Here is a 15,194-nt window from a genome sequence, read left to right on the forward strand (position 1 = left end):
CGTGATTTCCAAGCTGTTGGTCGCCAATCGTGGCGAGATCGCTATTCGTGCGTTTCGTGCTGCATATGAGTTGGGCATTGCGACGGTGGCGGTGTATCCGTATGAGGATCGCAATTCGTTGCACCGGTTGAAGGCTGATGAGTCGTATCAGATCGGTGAGGTCGGTCATCCGGTTCGGGCATATCTGTCGGTGGACGAGATCATCCGGGTGGCTCGGCATTCGGGGGCCGATGCGATTTATCCGGGGTATGGGTTTTTGTCGGAGAACCCGGAGTTGGCATCGGCGTGTGCCGAAGCCGGGATCACGTTTGTGGGTCCAGCGGCACGGGTGTTGGAGCTGACGGGTAACAAGTCGCGGGCGATCGAGGCGGCGCGGGCTGCGGGCCTGCCGGTGTTGGCGTCCTCGGCGCCGTCGTCGTCGGTGGATGAATTGGTCGCTGCGGCAAGGGATATGGAGTTTCCGCTGTTCGTCAAGGCGGTCTCGGGTGGTGGCGGGCGCGGGATGCGCCGGGTCACCGACCCCGATGCGCTGGCCGAGGCGGTGGAGGCGGCTTCGCGCGAGGCGGAGTCGGCGTTCGGTGATCCGCAGGTGTACCTGGAGCAGGCGGTGATCAATCCGCGCCATATCGAGGTGCAGATCCTGGCCGACACTGCCGGCAACGTGATGCACCTGTTCGAGCGGGATTGCAGTGTCCAGCGGCGGCATCAGAAGGTGATCGAGCTGGCGCCGGCGCCGAATCTGGATCCGCAGTTGCGGGAACGGATTTGCGCTGATGCGGTGGCGTTCGCCCGTCAGATCGGGTACAGCTGTGCCGGCACGATCGAGTTCCTGCTCGACGAGCGTGGGCATCATGTGTTCATCGAGTGCAATCCGCGGATTCAGGTGGAGCACACGGTGACCGAGGAGATCACCGATGTGGATCTGGTGGGTTCGCAGTTGCGGATCGCGGCGGGGGAGACCCTGGCCGATCTTGGGCTGAGTCAGGACACGCTGGTGATCCGGGGCGCTGCGATGCAGTGCCGGATCACCACCGAGGATCCGGCCAACGGGTTCCGGCCGGACACCGGCCGCATCACTGCCTACCGGTCACCCGGTGGTGCCGGGGTGCGGCTGGATGGTGGCACCGTTGTCGGGGCCGAGGTGTTGGCGCATTTCGATTCGATGTTGGTGAAGCTGACGTGTCGGGGTAGGGATTTCTCCACCGCGGTGTCGCGGGCGCGGCGGGCGTTGGCGGAGTTCCGGATTCGTGGTGTGTCGACGAACATCCCGTTCTTGCAGGCGGTGATCGAGGATCCGGATTTCCGGGCTGGACGGGTCAACACCTCGTTCATCGACGACCGTCCACAGTTGTTGACCGCGCACACCCCGGCCGACCGCGGCACCAAGATCTTGAATTATCTGGCCGATGTGACGGTGAACAAACCCAACGGTGAACGCCCCTCGGCGGTGTATCCGCAGGACAAGCTGCCGGATTTGGACTTGTCGTCGGTGCCGGCGCCCGGTTCCAAGCAGCGGCTGCTGCAGCTGGGCCCCGAGGGGTTCGCGGCCTGGATGCGCGATTCCAAGGCGGTCGGGGTCACCGACACCACGTTCCGTGATGCCCATCAGTCGTTGTTGGCCACCCGCTTGCGCTCCACCGGGCTGTTGAAAGTGGCGCCGTATGTGGCGCGGATGATGCCGCAGTTGCTCTCCATCGAGTGCTGGGGTGGGGCTACTTACGATGTGGCGCTGCGGTTTTTGAAGGAAGACCCATGGGAGCGGCTGGCCGCGCTGCGTGAGGCGGTGCCCAACATCTGTCTGCAGATGCTGCTGCGGGGGCGCAACACCGTGGGCTACACCCCGTATCCGGAACTGGTCACGAGCGCGTTCGTGGATGAGGCCACCCGGACCGGGATCGATATTTTCCGGATCTTCGATGCCCTGAACAACATCGAGTCGATGCGCCCGGCGATCGATGCGGTGCGTGAAACCGGCACGGCGATCGCCGAGGTGGCGATGTCCTACACCGGGGATCTGTCGGACCCGGGCGAGACGCTCTACACGCTGGATTATTACCTGCGCCTGGCTGAGCAGATCGTCGATGCGGGGGCGCATGTGTTGGCGATCAAGGACATGGCCGGGTTGTTGCGTCCGCATTCGGCGCACACCCTGGTTTCGGCGTTGCGGAGCCGGTTCGATCTCCCGGTGCATGTGCACACCCACGACACCCCCGGTGGGCAGTTGGCGACGTATCTGGCGGCCTGGCAGGCCGGAGCGTCGGCGGTCGATGGGGCCGCGGCACCGTTGGCAGGCACGACCAGTCAGCCCGCGCTGTCCTCGATCGTGGCCGCCGCGGCGCACACCGAATACGACAGCGGGCTGGATTTGGGCGCGGTGTGTGAGTTGGAGCCGTACTGGGAGGCGCTGCGAAAGGTCTATGCGCCCTTCGAGTCTGGTTTGCCGGCGCCGACGGGGCGGGTGTACACCCACGAGATCCCGGGTGGGCAGTTGTCGAATCTGCGACAGCAGGCGATCGCGTTGGGGTTGGGGGACCGGTTCGAAGACGTCGAGAACGCCTACGCCGGGGCTGATGCGTTGCTGGGTCGATTGATCAAGGTGACTCCCTCGAGCAAGGTGGTCGGCGATCTGGCGTTGGCGTTGGTGGGTGCGGGGGTGAGCGCCCAGGAGTTCGCCGAGGATCCTGCCCGCTATGACATTCCTGACAGTGTGATCGGGTTTTTGCGTGGGGAGTTGGGGGAGCCGGCCGGTGGTTGGCCAGAACCGTTCCGCACCAAGGCTCTTGAAGGTCGGGGGCCGGCCAGGCCGGTCCAGGAGCTTTCGGCTGAGGATGAGGCATTGTTGGCTGCGCCGGGCCCCAAGCGCCAAGCAGCGTTGAACCGGTTGCTGTTCCCGGCCCCGACCAAGGAATTCGAGGCCCACCGTGAGGAGTACGGCGACACCTCCGGTCTGAGTGCCAACCAGTTCTTCTACGGTCTGCGCTACGGCGAGGAGCATCGTGTCGAATTGGAGCGTGGGGTGCAGTTGCTGATCGGCTTGGAGGCCATCTCCGATGCCGACGAGCGCGGTATGCGCACCGTGATGTGCATCCTCAACGGACAGTTGCGTCCGATCACCGTGCGTGACCGCAGCATCGCCAGCGAGGTCCCGGCCGCCGAGAAGGCCGACCGCACCAATCCCGACCATGTGGCCGCCCCGTTCGCCGGGGTGGTCACCGTCGGAGTTGCGGCCGGGGACACCGTGGAGGCCGGCGACACCATCGCCACCATCGAGGCGATGAAGATGGAAGCCGCCATCACCGCACCCAAAGCCGGAACCGTGCAACGCGTCGCGGTGGCCGCCACCGCACAGGTCGAAGGCGGAGACCTCCTCGTGGTGGTGGGTTCGGCGGGCCGCAGCGAAGCGGCCGGGGGATCGAACTGACCCGCATCATCGCGGGGGCACACGGTGGGCGCCGTATTGCGGTGCCTCGGAAGGGAACCCGTCCGACATCCGACCGTGTTCGCGAAGCCGTGTTCAATTCGCTCACCACGCGGTTGGACTTCGCCGGACTGTCGGTGCTCGATCTGTACGCCGGGTCGGGTGCGCTCGGACTGGAAGCACTTTCGCGTGGTGCGGCTTCGGCGATCTTCGTCGAGGCCGATCAACGCGCTGCCGCCGTCATCGCCGAAAACATTGCGGCACTGGGCTTGCGTGCGGCCACGGTGCGCCGGGGCAGCGTCGAGACGGTGCTCGCCGCGGGCAATGCGCGGCCGATGGATCTGGTGTTCGCCGACCCGCCCTATGACCTCGACGACGCTGCGGTCGACGCGATGCTCACCGTCTTGGTCGACGGCGGCTGGGTGGCTGCCGGAAGTTTCGTGCTGGTGGAGCGACGCTCGTCGAGCCGGCCGGTGACCTGGCCGGCGGGCTGGGACGTACTGAGTGCCCGGCGCTACGGGGACACCCGTGTCGAACTCGCCGAGGTGGGCTAGACCCCGCGGATGCGGCTGCCTGTACCGTCGTGACTCATGAGTGGCGCGGTATGCCCCGGCTCCTTCGACCCGGTCACCCTTGGTCATGTCGACGTCTTCGAGCGTGCGGCGGCGCAGTTCGACGAGGTCGTGGTGGCGGTTCTGGTGAACCCCAACAAAAAGGGCATGTTCGACGTCGACGAGCGGATGGCGATGATCGCCGAATCGACCGCGCACCTGCCGAACCTCCGGGTCGAGTCCGGTCAGGGTCTGGTGGTCGACTTCGTCAAGGCACATGGTCTGACCGCGATCGTCAAGGGCCTGCGCACCGGCACCGACTTCGAGTACGAGCTGCAGATGGCCCAGATGAACAAGCACGTCGCCGGCGTCGACACCTTCTTCGTGGCCACCACGCCGCGGTATTCGTTCGTGTCGTCGTCGTTGGCCAAAGAGGTCGCCTCTCTCGGCGGTGACGTGTCGGAGCTGTTGCCCGAGCCCGTCAATCGCCGGCTCCGGGAAAAGCTGGGCGGTTAGCCTCCCCGCGACGGCGGGTACTTGATGTCCGAGGCGCTCAGCCCATGCGCCGTGACATCGAAACCCCGATCCGCGGGAGGTCCGCCGTGCCGAACACATTCGTTCAATCCACCGACGACGTCGTGAAGTTTCTCAAAGACCAGCACAACCTGATCAAGGATCTGTTCGAGGAAGTCTTCTCCGCCTCCACCGTCGAGGCTCGGGAGAAGGCCTTCGTCGAACTACGCCAGTTGCTGGCGGTCCACGAGACGGCCGAGGAGATGGTCGTGCATCCGCGGGTGCGTCGGGAACTGGCCGCCGGGGACGAGATCGTCGATGCCCGGTTGCGCGAGGAGCACGCCGCCAAGGAGCAACTCGCCAAGCTGGAAAGCATGGACATGGATTCCGATGGTTTCCTCACCGAGCTCGCGAAGTTCCGGGATGCCGTGATCGATCATGCCGAGCACGAGGAAAACGACGAGTTCGACAAGTTGCATCGCAAGCTCGACGCCGACGAGCTCGAGCGGATGGTCAAGGCCGTCAAGGCCGCCGAGTCGATCGCACCCACGCGGCCACATCCGGGTGTCGAATCGGCGGGGCTGAACTTCGCTGTCGGGCCGTTCGCGTCGATGCTCGACCGGGCACGCGATCTGATCGGTGCAGCCTTGAGGTGAGCGGCGTCGCGAGTCGCGCGTTCGACGTGATGACGCTCACGCAGGCCAACAGCCAGGGCGACACACCGATTGTGCTCCCCAGTCACAGGCGTAACACCAGGCACACTGGTCACTAACAACGAGGCCTGGAGGGTTTTGCCGTGTACCGAGTTTTTGAAGCGCTCGACGAGCTCGGCGCGATTGTCGAAGAAGCGCGTGGTGTGCCGATGACCGCCGGTTGTGTGGTGCCGCGCGGCGATGTGCTCGAGTTGATCGACGACATCAAGGACGCGATCCCCGGCGAGCTCGACGATGCCCAGGACGTGCTCGATGCCCGCGATTCGCTGTTGCGGGAAGCCAAGGAACATTCCGAATCGGTGATGTCCAAGGTCAACGCCGACGCTGACGGCATGCTCAACCACGCCCGCAGCGAGGCCGACCGACTGCTCGCCGACGCCAAGGCGCAGGCCGACCGGATGGTTGCCGAAGCCCGTGCGCACAGCGAGCGCATGGTCGGCGAGGCGCGTGAGGAGGCCGCGCGACTTGCCGCCGTGGCGAAGCGCGAGTACGAGGCCAGCACGGGACGCGCCAAGGCCGAAGCCGACCGGCTGATCGAGAACGGCAACCTGTCGTACGAGAAGGCGGTCCAGGAGGGCATCAAGGAGCAGCAGCGCCTGGTGTCGCAGACCGAGATCGTGGCCACCGCGACGGCCGAGGCCACCCGCCTCATCGACTCCGCGCACGCCGAGGCCGACCGGTTGCGTGGTGAGTGCGACATCTACGTCGACAGCAAACTCGCCGAGTTCGAGGACTTCCTCAACGGCACGCTGCGCTCCGTCGGTCGCGGTCGTCACCAGCTACGCACCACCGCCGGTACACACGACTACGCCACTCGCTGACCACCTTCCCGGATTGTCGGTGCGCACTGCGTCATGGCGCGTACTGACGCCGCCGTAGGATTGAGTCATGGCGACGGGTGCGAAATCGGGTGGACGGGGGGCAGCTGGACGGCACGGTGACCCTCGGTCGCCTCTGGTGATCGATGTCGCGCGGCTGGGCCGGCGACCCGGTTCGTTTCTGACTCATCGCGACACGGTGCCCAGTCCCGTACGGATCGGGGCGGAGCTGGTGGCCATCGCGCAGGGCGCTCCTCTGGAACTGGACCTGCAGTTGCAGTCGGTGTCCGAAGGTGTCCTGGTCACCGGCACGGTGTCGGCGCCCACGGTCGGAGAGTGCGCGCGGTGCCTGACCGAACTCACCGGTGACGTCGAAATCGACCTCACCGAGTTGTACGCCTACCCGGACAGCGCCACCGACGAGACGACCGAGTCCGACGAGGTGAGCCGGGTGGGATCGGCCGGTCAGGCCGACACGGTCGACCTGGAGCAACCCATCATCGACGCGGTCGGGCTGGCGTTGCCCTTTTCGCCGCTGTGCCGTGCCGACTGCCCTGGCCTGTGCCCGGACTGCGGAGTCGCGTTGGCCACCGCAGAGCCCGACCACCATCACGACAAGATCGACCCGCGTTGGGCGAAGCTGGCCGCGATGATGCCCGACGACGAGCATCCTGGGGACCAGAAGTGAGCGATTCGCACGCGGCACTTCTGGAGTCTCTTGGCGTCGACCTTCCCACCGAACTTCTCACCATCGCGTTGACCCACCGCAGCTTTTCCTACGAGAACGGCGGCCTGCCGACCAATGAGCGGCTGGAATTTCTCGGCGACGCGGTGCTGGGATTGACGATCACCGAGGAGCTCTACCACCGCCACCCCGAACGTTCAGAAGGCGATCTGGCCAAACTGCGGGCCAGCATCGTCAACACCCAGGCACTGGCCGACGTCGGCCGCGGTCTGACCGACAGCGGATTGGGCAGCCACCTGTTGCTGGGCAAGGGTGAGGAAAACTCCGGTGGGGCCGACAAGTCCAGCATTCTCGCCGACGGGGTCGAATCCCTTCTCGGGGCAATCTATTTGGAGCACGGCCTGACAACCGCCCGGGCGGTGATCCTGCGGCTGTTCGGCCAGTTGCTCGACACCGCCCCCACGCTGGGAGCCGGCCTGGACTGGAAGAGCAGCCTGCAGGAGCTGACCGCCTCACGAGGCCTCGGTGCACCCAGCTATGTGGTGACCTCCACCGGACCTGACCACGACAAAGAATTCTCGGCGGTCGTGGTGGTGGCCGACGTCGAATACGGCAGGGGCATGGGGCGGAACAAGAAAGAGGCCGAACTCAAAGCCGCCGCCGCGGCCTGGAACGCGTTGGACAAAGCCATCGACAATCCCATCGACAAAGCCATCGGCAATGCCCTCGACAATGCGTGACAACCGATGCCAGAACTCCCCGAGGTAGAGGTCGTCCGCCGCGGCTTGGCCGAATACGTTGCGGGCAAATCGATTTCGGCGGTACGCGTGCATCACCCGCGCGCCGTGCGCCGTCACGAGGCCGGCCCCGCCGACCTGACCGCCCGGCTGTTGGGCTCCAGGATCACCGGGACCGGGCGCCGCGGTAAGTACCTCTGGTTGGACCTGGCCGACGAGGACAGCGAGGACGCCACCGAGGCGTTGGTGGTGCACCTGGGGATGAGCGGGCAGATGCTGCTGGGCCCGATCCGCGACGACCGGCACCTGCGCATCGCCGCGCTGCTCGACGACGGCACCGCGCTGAGCTTCGTCGACCAACGCACGTTCGGTGGCTGGCAGCTGGCCGATCTGGTGACGGTGGACGGCACCACCGTGCCGCAGCCGGTCGCGCATGTGGCACGTGATCCGCTGGACCCGCTGTTCGACCGCGACAAAGTGGTGGACGTGCTGCGTCGCAAGCATTCCGAGATCAAGCGGCAGCTGCTCGATCAGACGGTGGTCTCGGGCATCGGCAACATCTACGCCGACGAGGCGCTGTGGCGCACCAAGGTCAACGGCGCCAGAACCGCAGCCCTGCTGACGCGCCGAAAGCTGGGCGAGATACTCGACTCTGCCGCGGCGGTGATGACCGACGCGCTCAGCGCTGGCGGCACGTCATTCGATTCGCTGTATGTCAACGTCAACGGCGAATCGGGTTACTTCGAGCGATCCCTGGACGCCTACGGCCGCGAAGGTGAACCGTGCCGGCGGTGCGGTGCGGTGATGCGCCGCGACAAATTCATGAACCGGTCATCGTTCTACTGCCCGAAGTGTCAGCCCCGCCCCCGGGGCTGACACCGTCGCGCGGTTCGTCACGGCATGCTGGGCATGCCTGGCATGTCGGACATGCACAGCGTCCAGGAGCCGCCTTCCTTACGCAGGTACAACTTGCCCGGGCCGGCGCTGCTCGAGATGTCGACGACAGCCTTGTTGCCGTTGACCGTGATCTTGGTGATCTCCGCCGATCCGCTGGGATCGGTGCTGTGCGGAATGTCGATCGCGTCCAGCCCACCGAGCTTCTCGAACAGGTCCTGATCGGCCTGGCAGAAGTAGGGCAGCGCGTCCTTGAGGTCACTGGTGCTCGTCATCACCTCGTCGAGGAATTCCCGCACCTCTTTCTCGGCGTCGCTCTCACCCGAGCCCGACGAGCCGCGGGACTGTGACGAACCGCCGGCCGTGGTCCGGCTTCCGCCCGAATCCGAATCACCGCTCAACGCGAAGATGGTGATACCGCCGACGAGGATCAACACGACCAGTACGACGCCGCCGATGAGCAACCATTTGTTGTTGCCGCCGCTCGGCGGATTGGGGGACGGATAGCCGTATGGCTGTTGCGGCGCACCGTACGGCTGCTGAGGTGCCCCGTAGGGCGAGCCGTAAGGCTGCTGGGGTGCGCCGTACGGGGAGCCGTAGGGCTGCTGAGGCTGTTGCGGAGCGCCGTACGGGGAGCCGTAGGGCTGCTGAGGCTGCTGAGGCCCTCCGTAGGGGGCTCCATAGGGTTGTTCGGGACCCCCGGCCGGGTTCGGATAGCCCTGGGGTCCGCCTTGCGGCGGATACGGCTGCTGCCACGGGCCTGGAGGACCCGACGGCGGGGTGGGCTGATTGCTCGGTGGGTAGGTCACGGTGCTCCTCAGCGAAGTCGGTGTGTCGAGTCTATCGTCGCGGCCCGGCTGCGCGGGGCGGCGAACCCGTGGTATAGGCCATCACCGCTGGACGGACCGGGTATCGGGACGTGTAGAAATGCTCCCATGACCGAACTCTGGGTTGACCGCACCGGGGTGCGCCGCTACGTCGGGCGCAGCTCCCGCGGCGCGGAGGTGCTCGTCGGCAGTGAGGACGTCGAGGGCGTGTTCACCCCGGGCGAGTTGCTGAAGATCGCTCTCGCCGCGTGCAGCGGAATGGCCAGTGATCAACCGCTACGCCGTCGCCTCGGTGATGACTATCCGGCGACGATCCGGGTGTCCGGGCCGGCCGACCGGGAGCAGGAGCGCTATCCGCTGCTGGACGAGAAGCTCGAGATCGATGTGTCGAGCCTTTCGGAGGCCGAGGTGGCCCGGCTGCTGACCGTGGTGGAGCGGGCCATCGATCAGGTCTGCACCGTGGGCCGCACCCTCAAGTCGGGCACCGAGGTCAAATTCGAGGTCGAAACGCGATGACCGGGCCGGAACTCCCGGCCGGCGGGGCCGACGCCGAGGTGCGGTTGAGCGCCTGGGTACACGGTCGCGTGCAGGGCGTGGGGTTCCGGTGGTGGACGCGGTCGCGGGCACTGGAGCTCGGCTTGACCGGGTTTGCCTCGAATCGGCCCGACGGCCGGGTCCATGTGGTGGCTCAGGGGCCCCGTGACAAGTGTCAGCGATTGCTCGACCTGCTGGGAAGCGGTCAGACCCCGGGCTCGGTCGACAACGTCGTCGCAGATTGGGCTGAAGCCGACGCCCCGATGGCGGGGTTTCACGAACGGTAGCCGACTCGGCGGTAGGGTAAATCGCCGTGCACCTCAAGAGTCTGACGTTGAAGGGCTTCAAGTCCTTCGCCTCACCGACGACTCTGCGCTTCGAGCCCGGGATCACCTGCGTCGTCGGCCCGAACGGCTCGGGCAAGTCGAATGTGGTCGACGCCTTGACCTGGGTGATGGGCGAGCAGGGCGCCAAGACCCTGCGCGGCGGCAAGATGGAGGACGTCATCTTCGCCGGCACGTCCTCGCGGGCGCCGCTGGGGCGCGCCGAGGTGACGTTGACCATCGACAACTCCGACAACGCGCTGCCGATCGAGTACTCCGAGGTGTCGATCACCCGCCGGGTGTTCCGCGACGGCGCGGGTGAATACGAGATCAACGGCAGCAGTTGCCGATTGATGGACGTCCAGGAGCTGTTGAGCGACTCCGGCATCGGCCGGGAGATGCACGTCATCGTCGGCCAGGGCAAGCTCTCGGAGATCCTGGAGTCGCGCCCCGAGGATCGGCGCGCCTTCATCGAAGAGGCCGCGGGTGTCCTCAAGCACCGCAAGCGCAAGGAAAAAGCGGTCCGCAAGCTCGACTCGATGGCGGCGAACCTGGCCCGGTTGACGGACCTCACTACTGAGCTTCGGAGACAGCTCAAGCCGCTGGGCCGCCAGGCCGAGATGGCGCGTCGCGCCGCCACCATCCAGGCCGATCTGCGGGACGCCCGGCTCCGGCTGGCTGCCGATGACCTGGTGAGACGGCAGGTCGAGTTCCACAACACGAACCAGGCCGAGACGACGCTGCGCCGCGAGCATGACGAGGCGACGACCAGGCTGGAGACCGCGACTGTCGAACTGCAGGCGCACGAGGCTGCGGTGGCAGAACTGACCCGTCGTGCCGAGGCCGCCCAACAGACCTGGTTTCGAGCGTCGGCGCTGGCCGAGCGGGTGAGCGCCACCGTGCGCATCGCGACCGACCGGGCGCAGCTGTTCGAGGCCGAGGCCGAGGTGTCCACCGGGCAGGACCCCGAAGCGCTGGAAGCCGAGGCCGACGAGGTCGCCGAGCTTGAGATGGAGTTGCTCGGCGAGTTGGAAGAGTCGCGCATCGTCTTGGAGAGCGCGCGCGCGGAGCTGTCCGAACGCGAGCAGCTGGCGGCCGAGGCCGAGCGTGCGCATCTGGCCGCGGCCCGCGCCGAGGCTGACCGCCGGGAGGGATTGGCCCGGTTGGCCGGCCAGGTCGACACGATGCGCACCCGGGTCGAGTCGATCGACGAGGGTGTCATGCGGTTGTCGGTCAACATCGAGGAGGCTGCCGCCAAAGCCCAACAGGCGCAAGCGGAATTCGAGACCGTGCAGAGCCGGGTCGGCGAACTCGACGCCGGAGAGGTCGGTCTCGACGAGCAGCACGACCGCTCGGTGGCCGCGTTGAAGCTCGCCGATGAACGGGTGGCGGAACTGCAGGCTGCCGAGCGCGCGGCAGAACGACAGGTGGCCTCGCTGCACGCTCGTATCGAGGCGTTGTCGGTCAGCCTGGATCGGCGTGACGGTGCTGCCTGGTTGCAGAAAAATCACAGTGGCGCAGGACTTTTCGGCACCATCGGCGAGTACCTGAAGGTACAACCGGGTCACGAGGTGGCGGTGGCGACGGTGCTCGGGGCGGCCGCAGACGCATTGGCCGCCGAGGATTTCGGGGTGGCCGCGGCCGCGGTCGCCGCGCTGAAGGAATCCGATGGTGGTCGGGCGGCCCTGCTGTTGGGGGACTGGAAGATCAACGGGACCGCACCATCAGGTGCGCTTCCCGACGGGGCGATGTGGGCCAACGACGTGGTCACCGTTCCCGAACGGCTCCGCGGCGCGATCACCGCGATGCTGGCCGGCGTGGCCGTGGTGTCCGACCTGCGCGCCGGTGTGCACCTGGTGTCGGAGCGGCCCGATCTGCGGGCCGTGACCGCCGAGGGCGACCTTGTCGGCGCGGGTTGGATCAGCGGCGGATCCGACCGTAAGCCGTCGACGCTGGAGATCAGCTCGGAGATCGACAAGGCCCGACGCGAATTGGATGGCGCCGAGCGGCAGACCGGCGAACTGGCGGCCGCGCTGTCGGGTGCGTTGGCCGAGCAGGCCGCCCGTCAGGAGTCCGCCGAAGAGGCGATGGCCGCGCTGAACGAGTCCGACGCGGCGATCTCGGCGATCTATGAGCAACTGGGACGGTTGGGGCAGGAATCCCGGGTCGCCGGCGACGAGTGGCAACGGTTGATCCGCCAGCGCGATGAGCTCGAGGCCGGACGCACCAAGACGGTCGAGGAACTCACCGAACTCGAGTCGCGGCTGCACAATGCCGAGCAGCTCCCGACGTTCGAGGCCGAGCCGGTGGACCGGCAGGCGTCGATGGCCGCCGCGGAGGCGGCCCGTTCGGTCGAGGTGGAGGCCCGCCTGGCGGTACGCACCGCTGAGGAGCGGGCCAATGCGGTTCGCGGACGCGCGGATTCGCTGCGCCGGGCTGCCGCGGCCGAGCGTGAGGCCCGGGTTCGCGCCCAACGGGCCCGCGAAGCCCGTGAGCATGCGGCGCGGGTGGCCGCCGCGGTGTCGGAGTCGGGACGCATTGTGGCCCAACGGCTCAGCGGCGTGGTGGCGGTGGCCTCACAGATGCGCGACGAGCTGGCGACCGAGCGTCAAATGCGCGCCACGGCGCTGTCCCAGGTGCGTGAGACGGTCAACGAACTCAATGCGAGGATCACCGCGCTCACCGATTCCCTGCACCGCGACGAGATGGCCAAAGCGCAAGCGGCACTTCGTATCGAGCAGCTTGAGGCACAGGTGCTGGAGCAGTTCGGGATGCCCGCTGCGGATCTGGTCGCCGAATACGGACCGCAGGTTCCGCTGCCGCCCAGCGAGCTGGAGATGGCCGAGTACGAGCAGGCTCGTGAGCGGGGTGAGCAGGTCACCGCGCCGGCGCCGATGCCGTTCGACCGCCCGACCCAGGAACGTCGGGCCAAGAAGGCCGAACGGGAACTCTCGGAGTTGGGCCGGGTCAATCCGCTTGCGCTGGAGGAGTTCGCGGCGCTGGAGGAGCGCTACAACTTCCTGTCGACGCAACTGGAGGACGTGAAGGCGGCCCGCAGCGATCTGCTCGATGTCATCGCCGACGTGGACACCCGCATCCTGCAGGTGTTCACCGAGGCTTATGTCGATGTCGAGCGCGAGTTCGAGCAGGTGTTCTCCACGCTGTTCCCCGGCGGAGAGGGCAGGTTGCTGCTCACGAACCCGGCGGACATGCTGACCACCGGCATCGAGGTCGAGGCTCGACCGCCCGGCAAGAAGATCAAGCGGCTCTCCTTGCTGTCCGGCGGCGAGAAGTCGTTGACCGCGGTGGCGATGTTGGTGGCGATCTTCCGGGCCCGGCCGTCCCCGTTCTATGTGATGGACGAGGTGGAGGCCGCACTCGACGACGTCAACCTGCGGCGGCTGATCAGCCTGTTCGAGCAGCTGCGGGAGAAGTCGCAGCTGATCGTGATCACCCATCAGAAGCCGACCATGGAGGTCGCCGACGCGCTCTACGGCGTGACGATGCGCGGTGACGGCATCACCACGGTGATCTCCCAGCGGATGCGCGGGCAGGAATTGGCGGTCAACTCGAGCTGACGCCGGTCGATGCCCGGCCACGCGATACGTCGGACTTCCCGGTGCGATGCGCATGGCGTGGTTTGCTTTGCGGTGCTGAGCCTTTGGTGGCGCTCGCCCGGGCTGCGTTCGCATCGCCCTCGTCGGTGCGGTGGGCCCGGCGGGGTCGGCGCGCGTCATCCGAGGGCGCCGCGTCGTCGGCGACATCGGCTGTCTTCTCGTGGGTGAGGGAGTGGCGCAAGGGCTTTGGGCTTCGTTCGGATGTCGCCTTCGCATCCGTGCCACTCGGCTCAGGCGTCTGTTCCGCTACCGGTGGGGTTCCCGGCGCGGCGACCGTGTCGTCCCGGCTGGGCTGCGTGAGGGCGTGGTCGTCGGTGGCCAGACGTAGCCCGCGCAGGTGCGGTCGAACCTGGCGCGGCAGCGCGTCGGGCGGCGTCGCGGTATCGGTTGCGGTCTTGGCGGATGTCGAGTTGGCCGGCGGCGCGGGGCTTTCCGGGTGGTGCACGCTGTCGCGGTCGACGTCGATACCCAGACCGGCGAGCGCGTCGTGTACCCCGTCGTCGGCCGCCGCGGTCAGATCGGACTTGAGTTTGTCCCAATCGATGTCGGCGATCAGCCCGGCCCGGGTCGGCACGCCCATGTGCTCGGGCGTGCGGTCATAGGCGAGGTCGATCAAAACGCGCAGCGTCGGCTCGACGAGGTCCAGTGCCGGGTCGAGAATCCCGATGTCACGCAACGGCTGCAGCAGCGGCAGATGTTCGGTATGCACCAGGTAATAGGTGGTGTGGCCGGAGGTATAGGACTGGTATGTGCTCGGATCGTCCAGGTTCACCACTGATGAGCCGTAATTCGGGTGCAGGTAGACGTACCCCATCATCGCGTTGAGATCGGCCAGGAGATTGAGCGGGTACTTCGGGAAATCGGCGATCAGGTCGTATTCGCGGGCCACGTCGATCGTCGAGTAGTCGTCATCGGGAGTGGCCCCATCGAAGCTGACGCCCAGAATCGGAATGTACAGCCCGTCGAACCGGGCCAGGATTCCGCCGTTGGGCCGGTTGGGATTGGCGACCAACACGAACGACAGTTCGTCGGCCGACGGTACGGTCGCGCCTTGCGCCCGCAGGTCGGCCAGGTTCCGCTTCTCCCGGGTGGCGATGTTGGCGCTCTGCGAGTAGCCGACGACGATCTTCTCGCCTGGTGTCGCCAGCACGGCGTTGTTGAGGCTGAGCACGCCTCGGGCCACCGAGGTGTCGAAGGTGGCATCACCCAGATCGGTGGCCGGCCAGAACTCCTCGGGTGTGGACACCCACTGCAAATCGTCCTCGTCCAGATGGCGGTCCGACAGATAGGTGGTGTTCACCTCATCCACATAGGTCCCGTCGCCCCATTGATGAGGATCACCCAACGCCTTCATCCCGGTCCCACCCATGATGAGTGCGGTGGCGGTCAGCTGGACCAGTGTGGTCATGCTCGCGGTCACCGCAAGCCCGATGGTGCCGATCAGCGCGACGACCGCCAGCGCCAACCCCCGAAGCAGACGCACGTGCATTTTGGCCCTCCCGTTCCGCGAACATTCCGAGGGAACGACCGCTCGCCGGCCATGGCTGAAGTCTTTCCCGACCCA

The 15,194-nt window shown here is 66.7% G+C and carries 13 protein-coding genes; 11 read left to right on the forward strand and 2 right to left on the reverse strand.

The genetic code is table 11. The features are described 5' to 3' along the window. Nucleotide 1 precedes the first annotated feature (1 nt). From A5740_RS12585 to mutM, 8 genes are all read left to right on the forward strand, one after another. Nucleotides 2-3,421, forward strand: a complete 3,420-nt coding sequence (locus tag A5740_RS12585; protein ID WP_076194489.1) for a pyruvate carboxylase — start codon at nucleotides 2-4, stop codon at nucleotides 3,419-3,421. Continuing rightward, entirely contained in the window at nucleotides 3,418-3,972 is a 555-nt protein-coding gene (rsmD, locus tag A5740_RS12590) for a 16S rRNA (guanine(966)-N(2))-methyltransferase RsmD (protein WP_076194491.1), read from the forward strand. The genes A5740_RS12585 and rsmD overlap by 4 nt, the downstream gene beginning before the upstream one ends. Nucleotides 3,973-4,008: 36 nt before the next feature. Beyond that, the gene (gene coaD, locus A5740_RS12595) at nucleotides 4,009-4,485 is read left to right on the forward strand and encodes a pantetheine-phosphate adenylyltransferase (protein ID WP_076194492.1); all 477 of its coding nucleotides are present in this window, start codon (nucleotides 4,009-4,011) and stop codon (nucleotides 4,483-4,485) included. 86 nt (nucleotides 4,486-4,571) lie between these two features. Beyond that, nucleotides 4,572-5,138 (forward strand): hemerythrin domain-containing protein, encoded by a 567-nt coding sequence (locus tag A5740_RS12600; RefSeq protein WP_076194697.1) that lies wholly within the window; start codon nucleotides 4,572-4,574, stop codon nucleotides 5,136-5,138. A gap of 140 nt (nucleotides 5,139-5,278) precedes the next feature. Then, entirely contained in the window at nucleotides 5,279-6,016 is a 738-nt protein-coding gene (sepIVA, locus tag A5740_RS12605; RefSeq protein ID WP_076194494.1) for a cell division protein SepIVA, read from the forward strand. Between the two features lie 67 nt (nucleotides 6,017-6,083). After that, entirely contained in the window at nucleotides 6,084-6,701 is a 618-nt protein-coding gene (locus A5740_RS12610; RefSeq protein WP_076194496.1) for a DUF177 domain-containing protein, read from the forward strand. Beyond that, a complete protein-coding gene (gene rnc / locus A5740_RS12615) occupies nucleotides 6,698-7,438 on the forward strand; it encodes a ribonuclease III (RefSeq protein ID WP_076194497.1) in 741 nt (246 codons plus the stop codon). Before A5740_RS12610 ends, rnc begins: the two co-directional genes overlap by 4 nt. 6 nt (nucleotides 7,439-7,444) lie before the next feature. Beyond that, complete coding sequence (gene mutM, locus A5740_RS12620; protein WP_076194499.1) at nucleotides 7,445-8,311, forward strand: bifunctional DNA-formamidopyrimidine glycosylase/DNA-(apurinic or apyrimidinic site) lyase; 867 nt, start codon at nucleotides 7,445-7,447, stop codon at nucleotides 8,309-8,311. Between the two features lie 17 nt (nucleotides 8,312-8,328). Here mutM and A5740_RS12625 read toward each other — a convergent pair whose 3' ends face one another. Beyond that, nucleotides 8,329-9,138 carry a hypothetical protein gene (locus A5740_RS12625; protein ID WP_076194501.1) on the reverse strand — a complete coding sequence of 270 codons (810 nt, stop codon included), beginning with the start codon at nucleotides 9,136-9,138 and terminating at the stop codon, nucleotides 8,329-8,331. A gap of 126 nt (nucleotides 9,139-9,264) precedes the next feature. On the opposite strand from A5740_RS12625, the gene A5740_RS12630 reads away from it, so the two are divergent. From A5740_RS12630 to smc, 3 genes are read left to right on the forward strand one after another with little or no spacing between them, the layout of a single operon-like run. Further along, nucleotides 9,265-9,672 carry an OsmC family protein gene (locus tag A5740_RS12630; RefSeq protein WP_076194503.1) on the forward strand — a complete coding sequence of 136 codons (408 nt, stop codon included), beginning with the start codon at nucleotides 9,265-9,267 and terminating at the stop codon, nucleotides 9,670-9,672. Then, nucleotides 9,669-9,977 (forward strand): acylphosphatase, encoded by a 309-nt coding sequence (locus A5740_RS12635; RefSeq protein ID WP_076194504.1) that lies wholly within the window; start codon nucleotides 9,669-9,671, stop codon nucleotides 9,975-9,977. Before A5740_RS12630 ends, A5740_RS12635 begins: the two co-directional genes overlap by 4 nt. Nucleotides 9,978-10,003: 26 nt before the next feature. Beyond that, nucleotides 10,004-13,591, forward strand: a complete 3,588-nt coding sequence (gene smc / locus A5740_RS12640; protein WP_076194506.1) for a chromosome segregation protein SMC — start codon at nucleotides 10,004-10,006, stop codon at nucleotides 13,589-13,591. Here the strand turns inward: smc and A5740_RS12645 are convergent. Then, complete coding sequence (locus tag A5740_RS12645; RefSeq protein WP_076194507.1) at nucleotides 13,578-15,119, reverse strand: PE-PPE domain-containing protein; 1,542 nt, start codon at nucleotides 15,117-15,119, stop codon at nucleotides 13,578-13,580. The genes smc and A5740_RS12645 overlap by 14 nt on opposite strands. Nucleotides 15,120-15,194: the final 75 nt, after the last annotated feature.

It is taken from the genome of Mycobacterium sp. GA-1841 (assembly GCF_001954135.1).
Taxonomy (GTDB): domain Bacteria; phylum Actinomycetota; class Actinomycetes; order Mycobacteriales; family Mycobacteriaceae; genus Mycobacterium.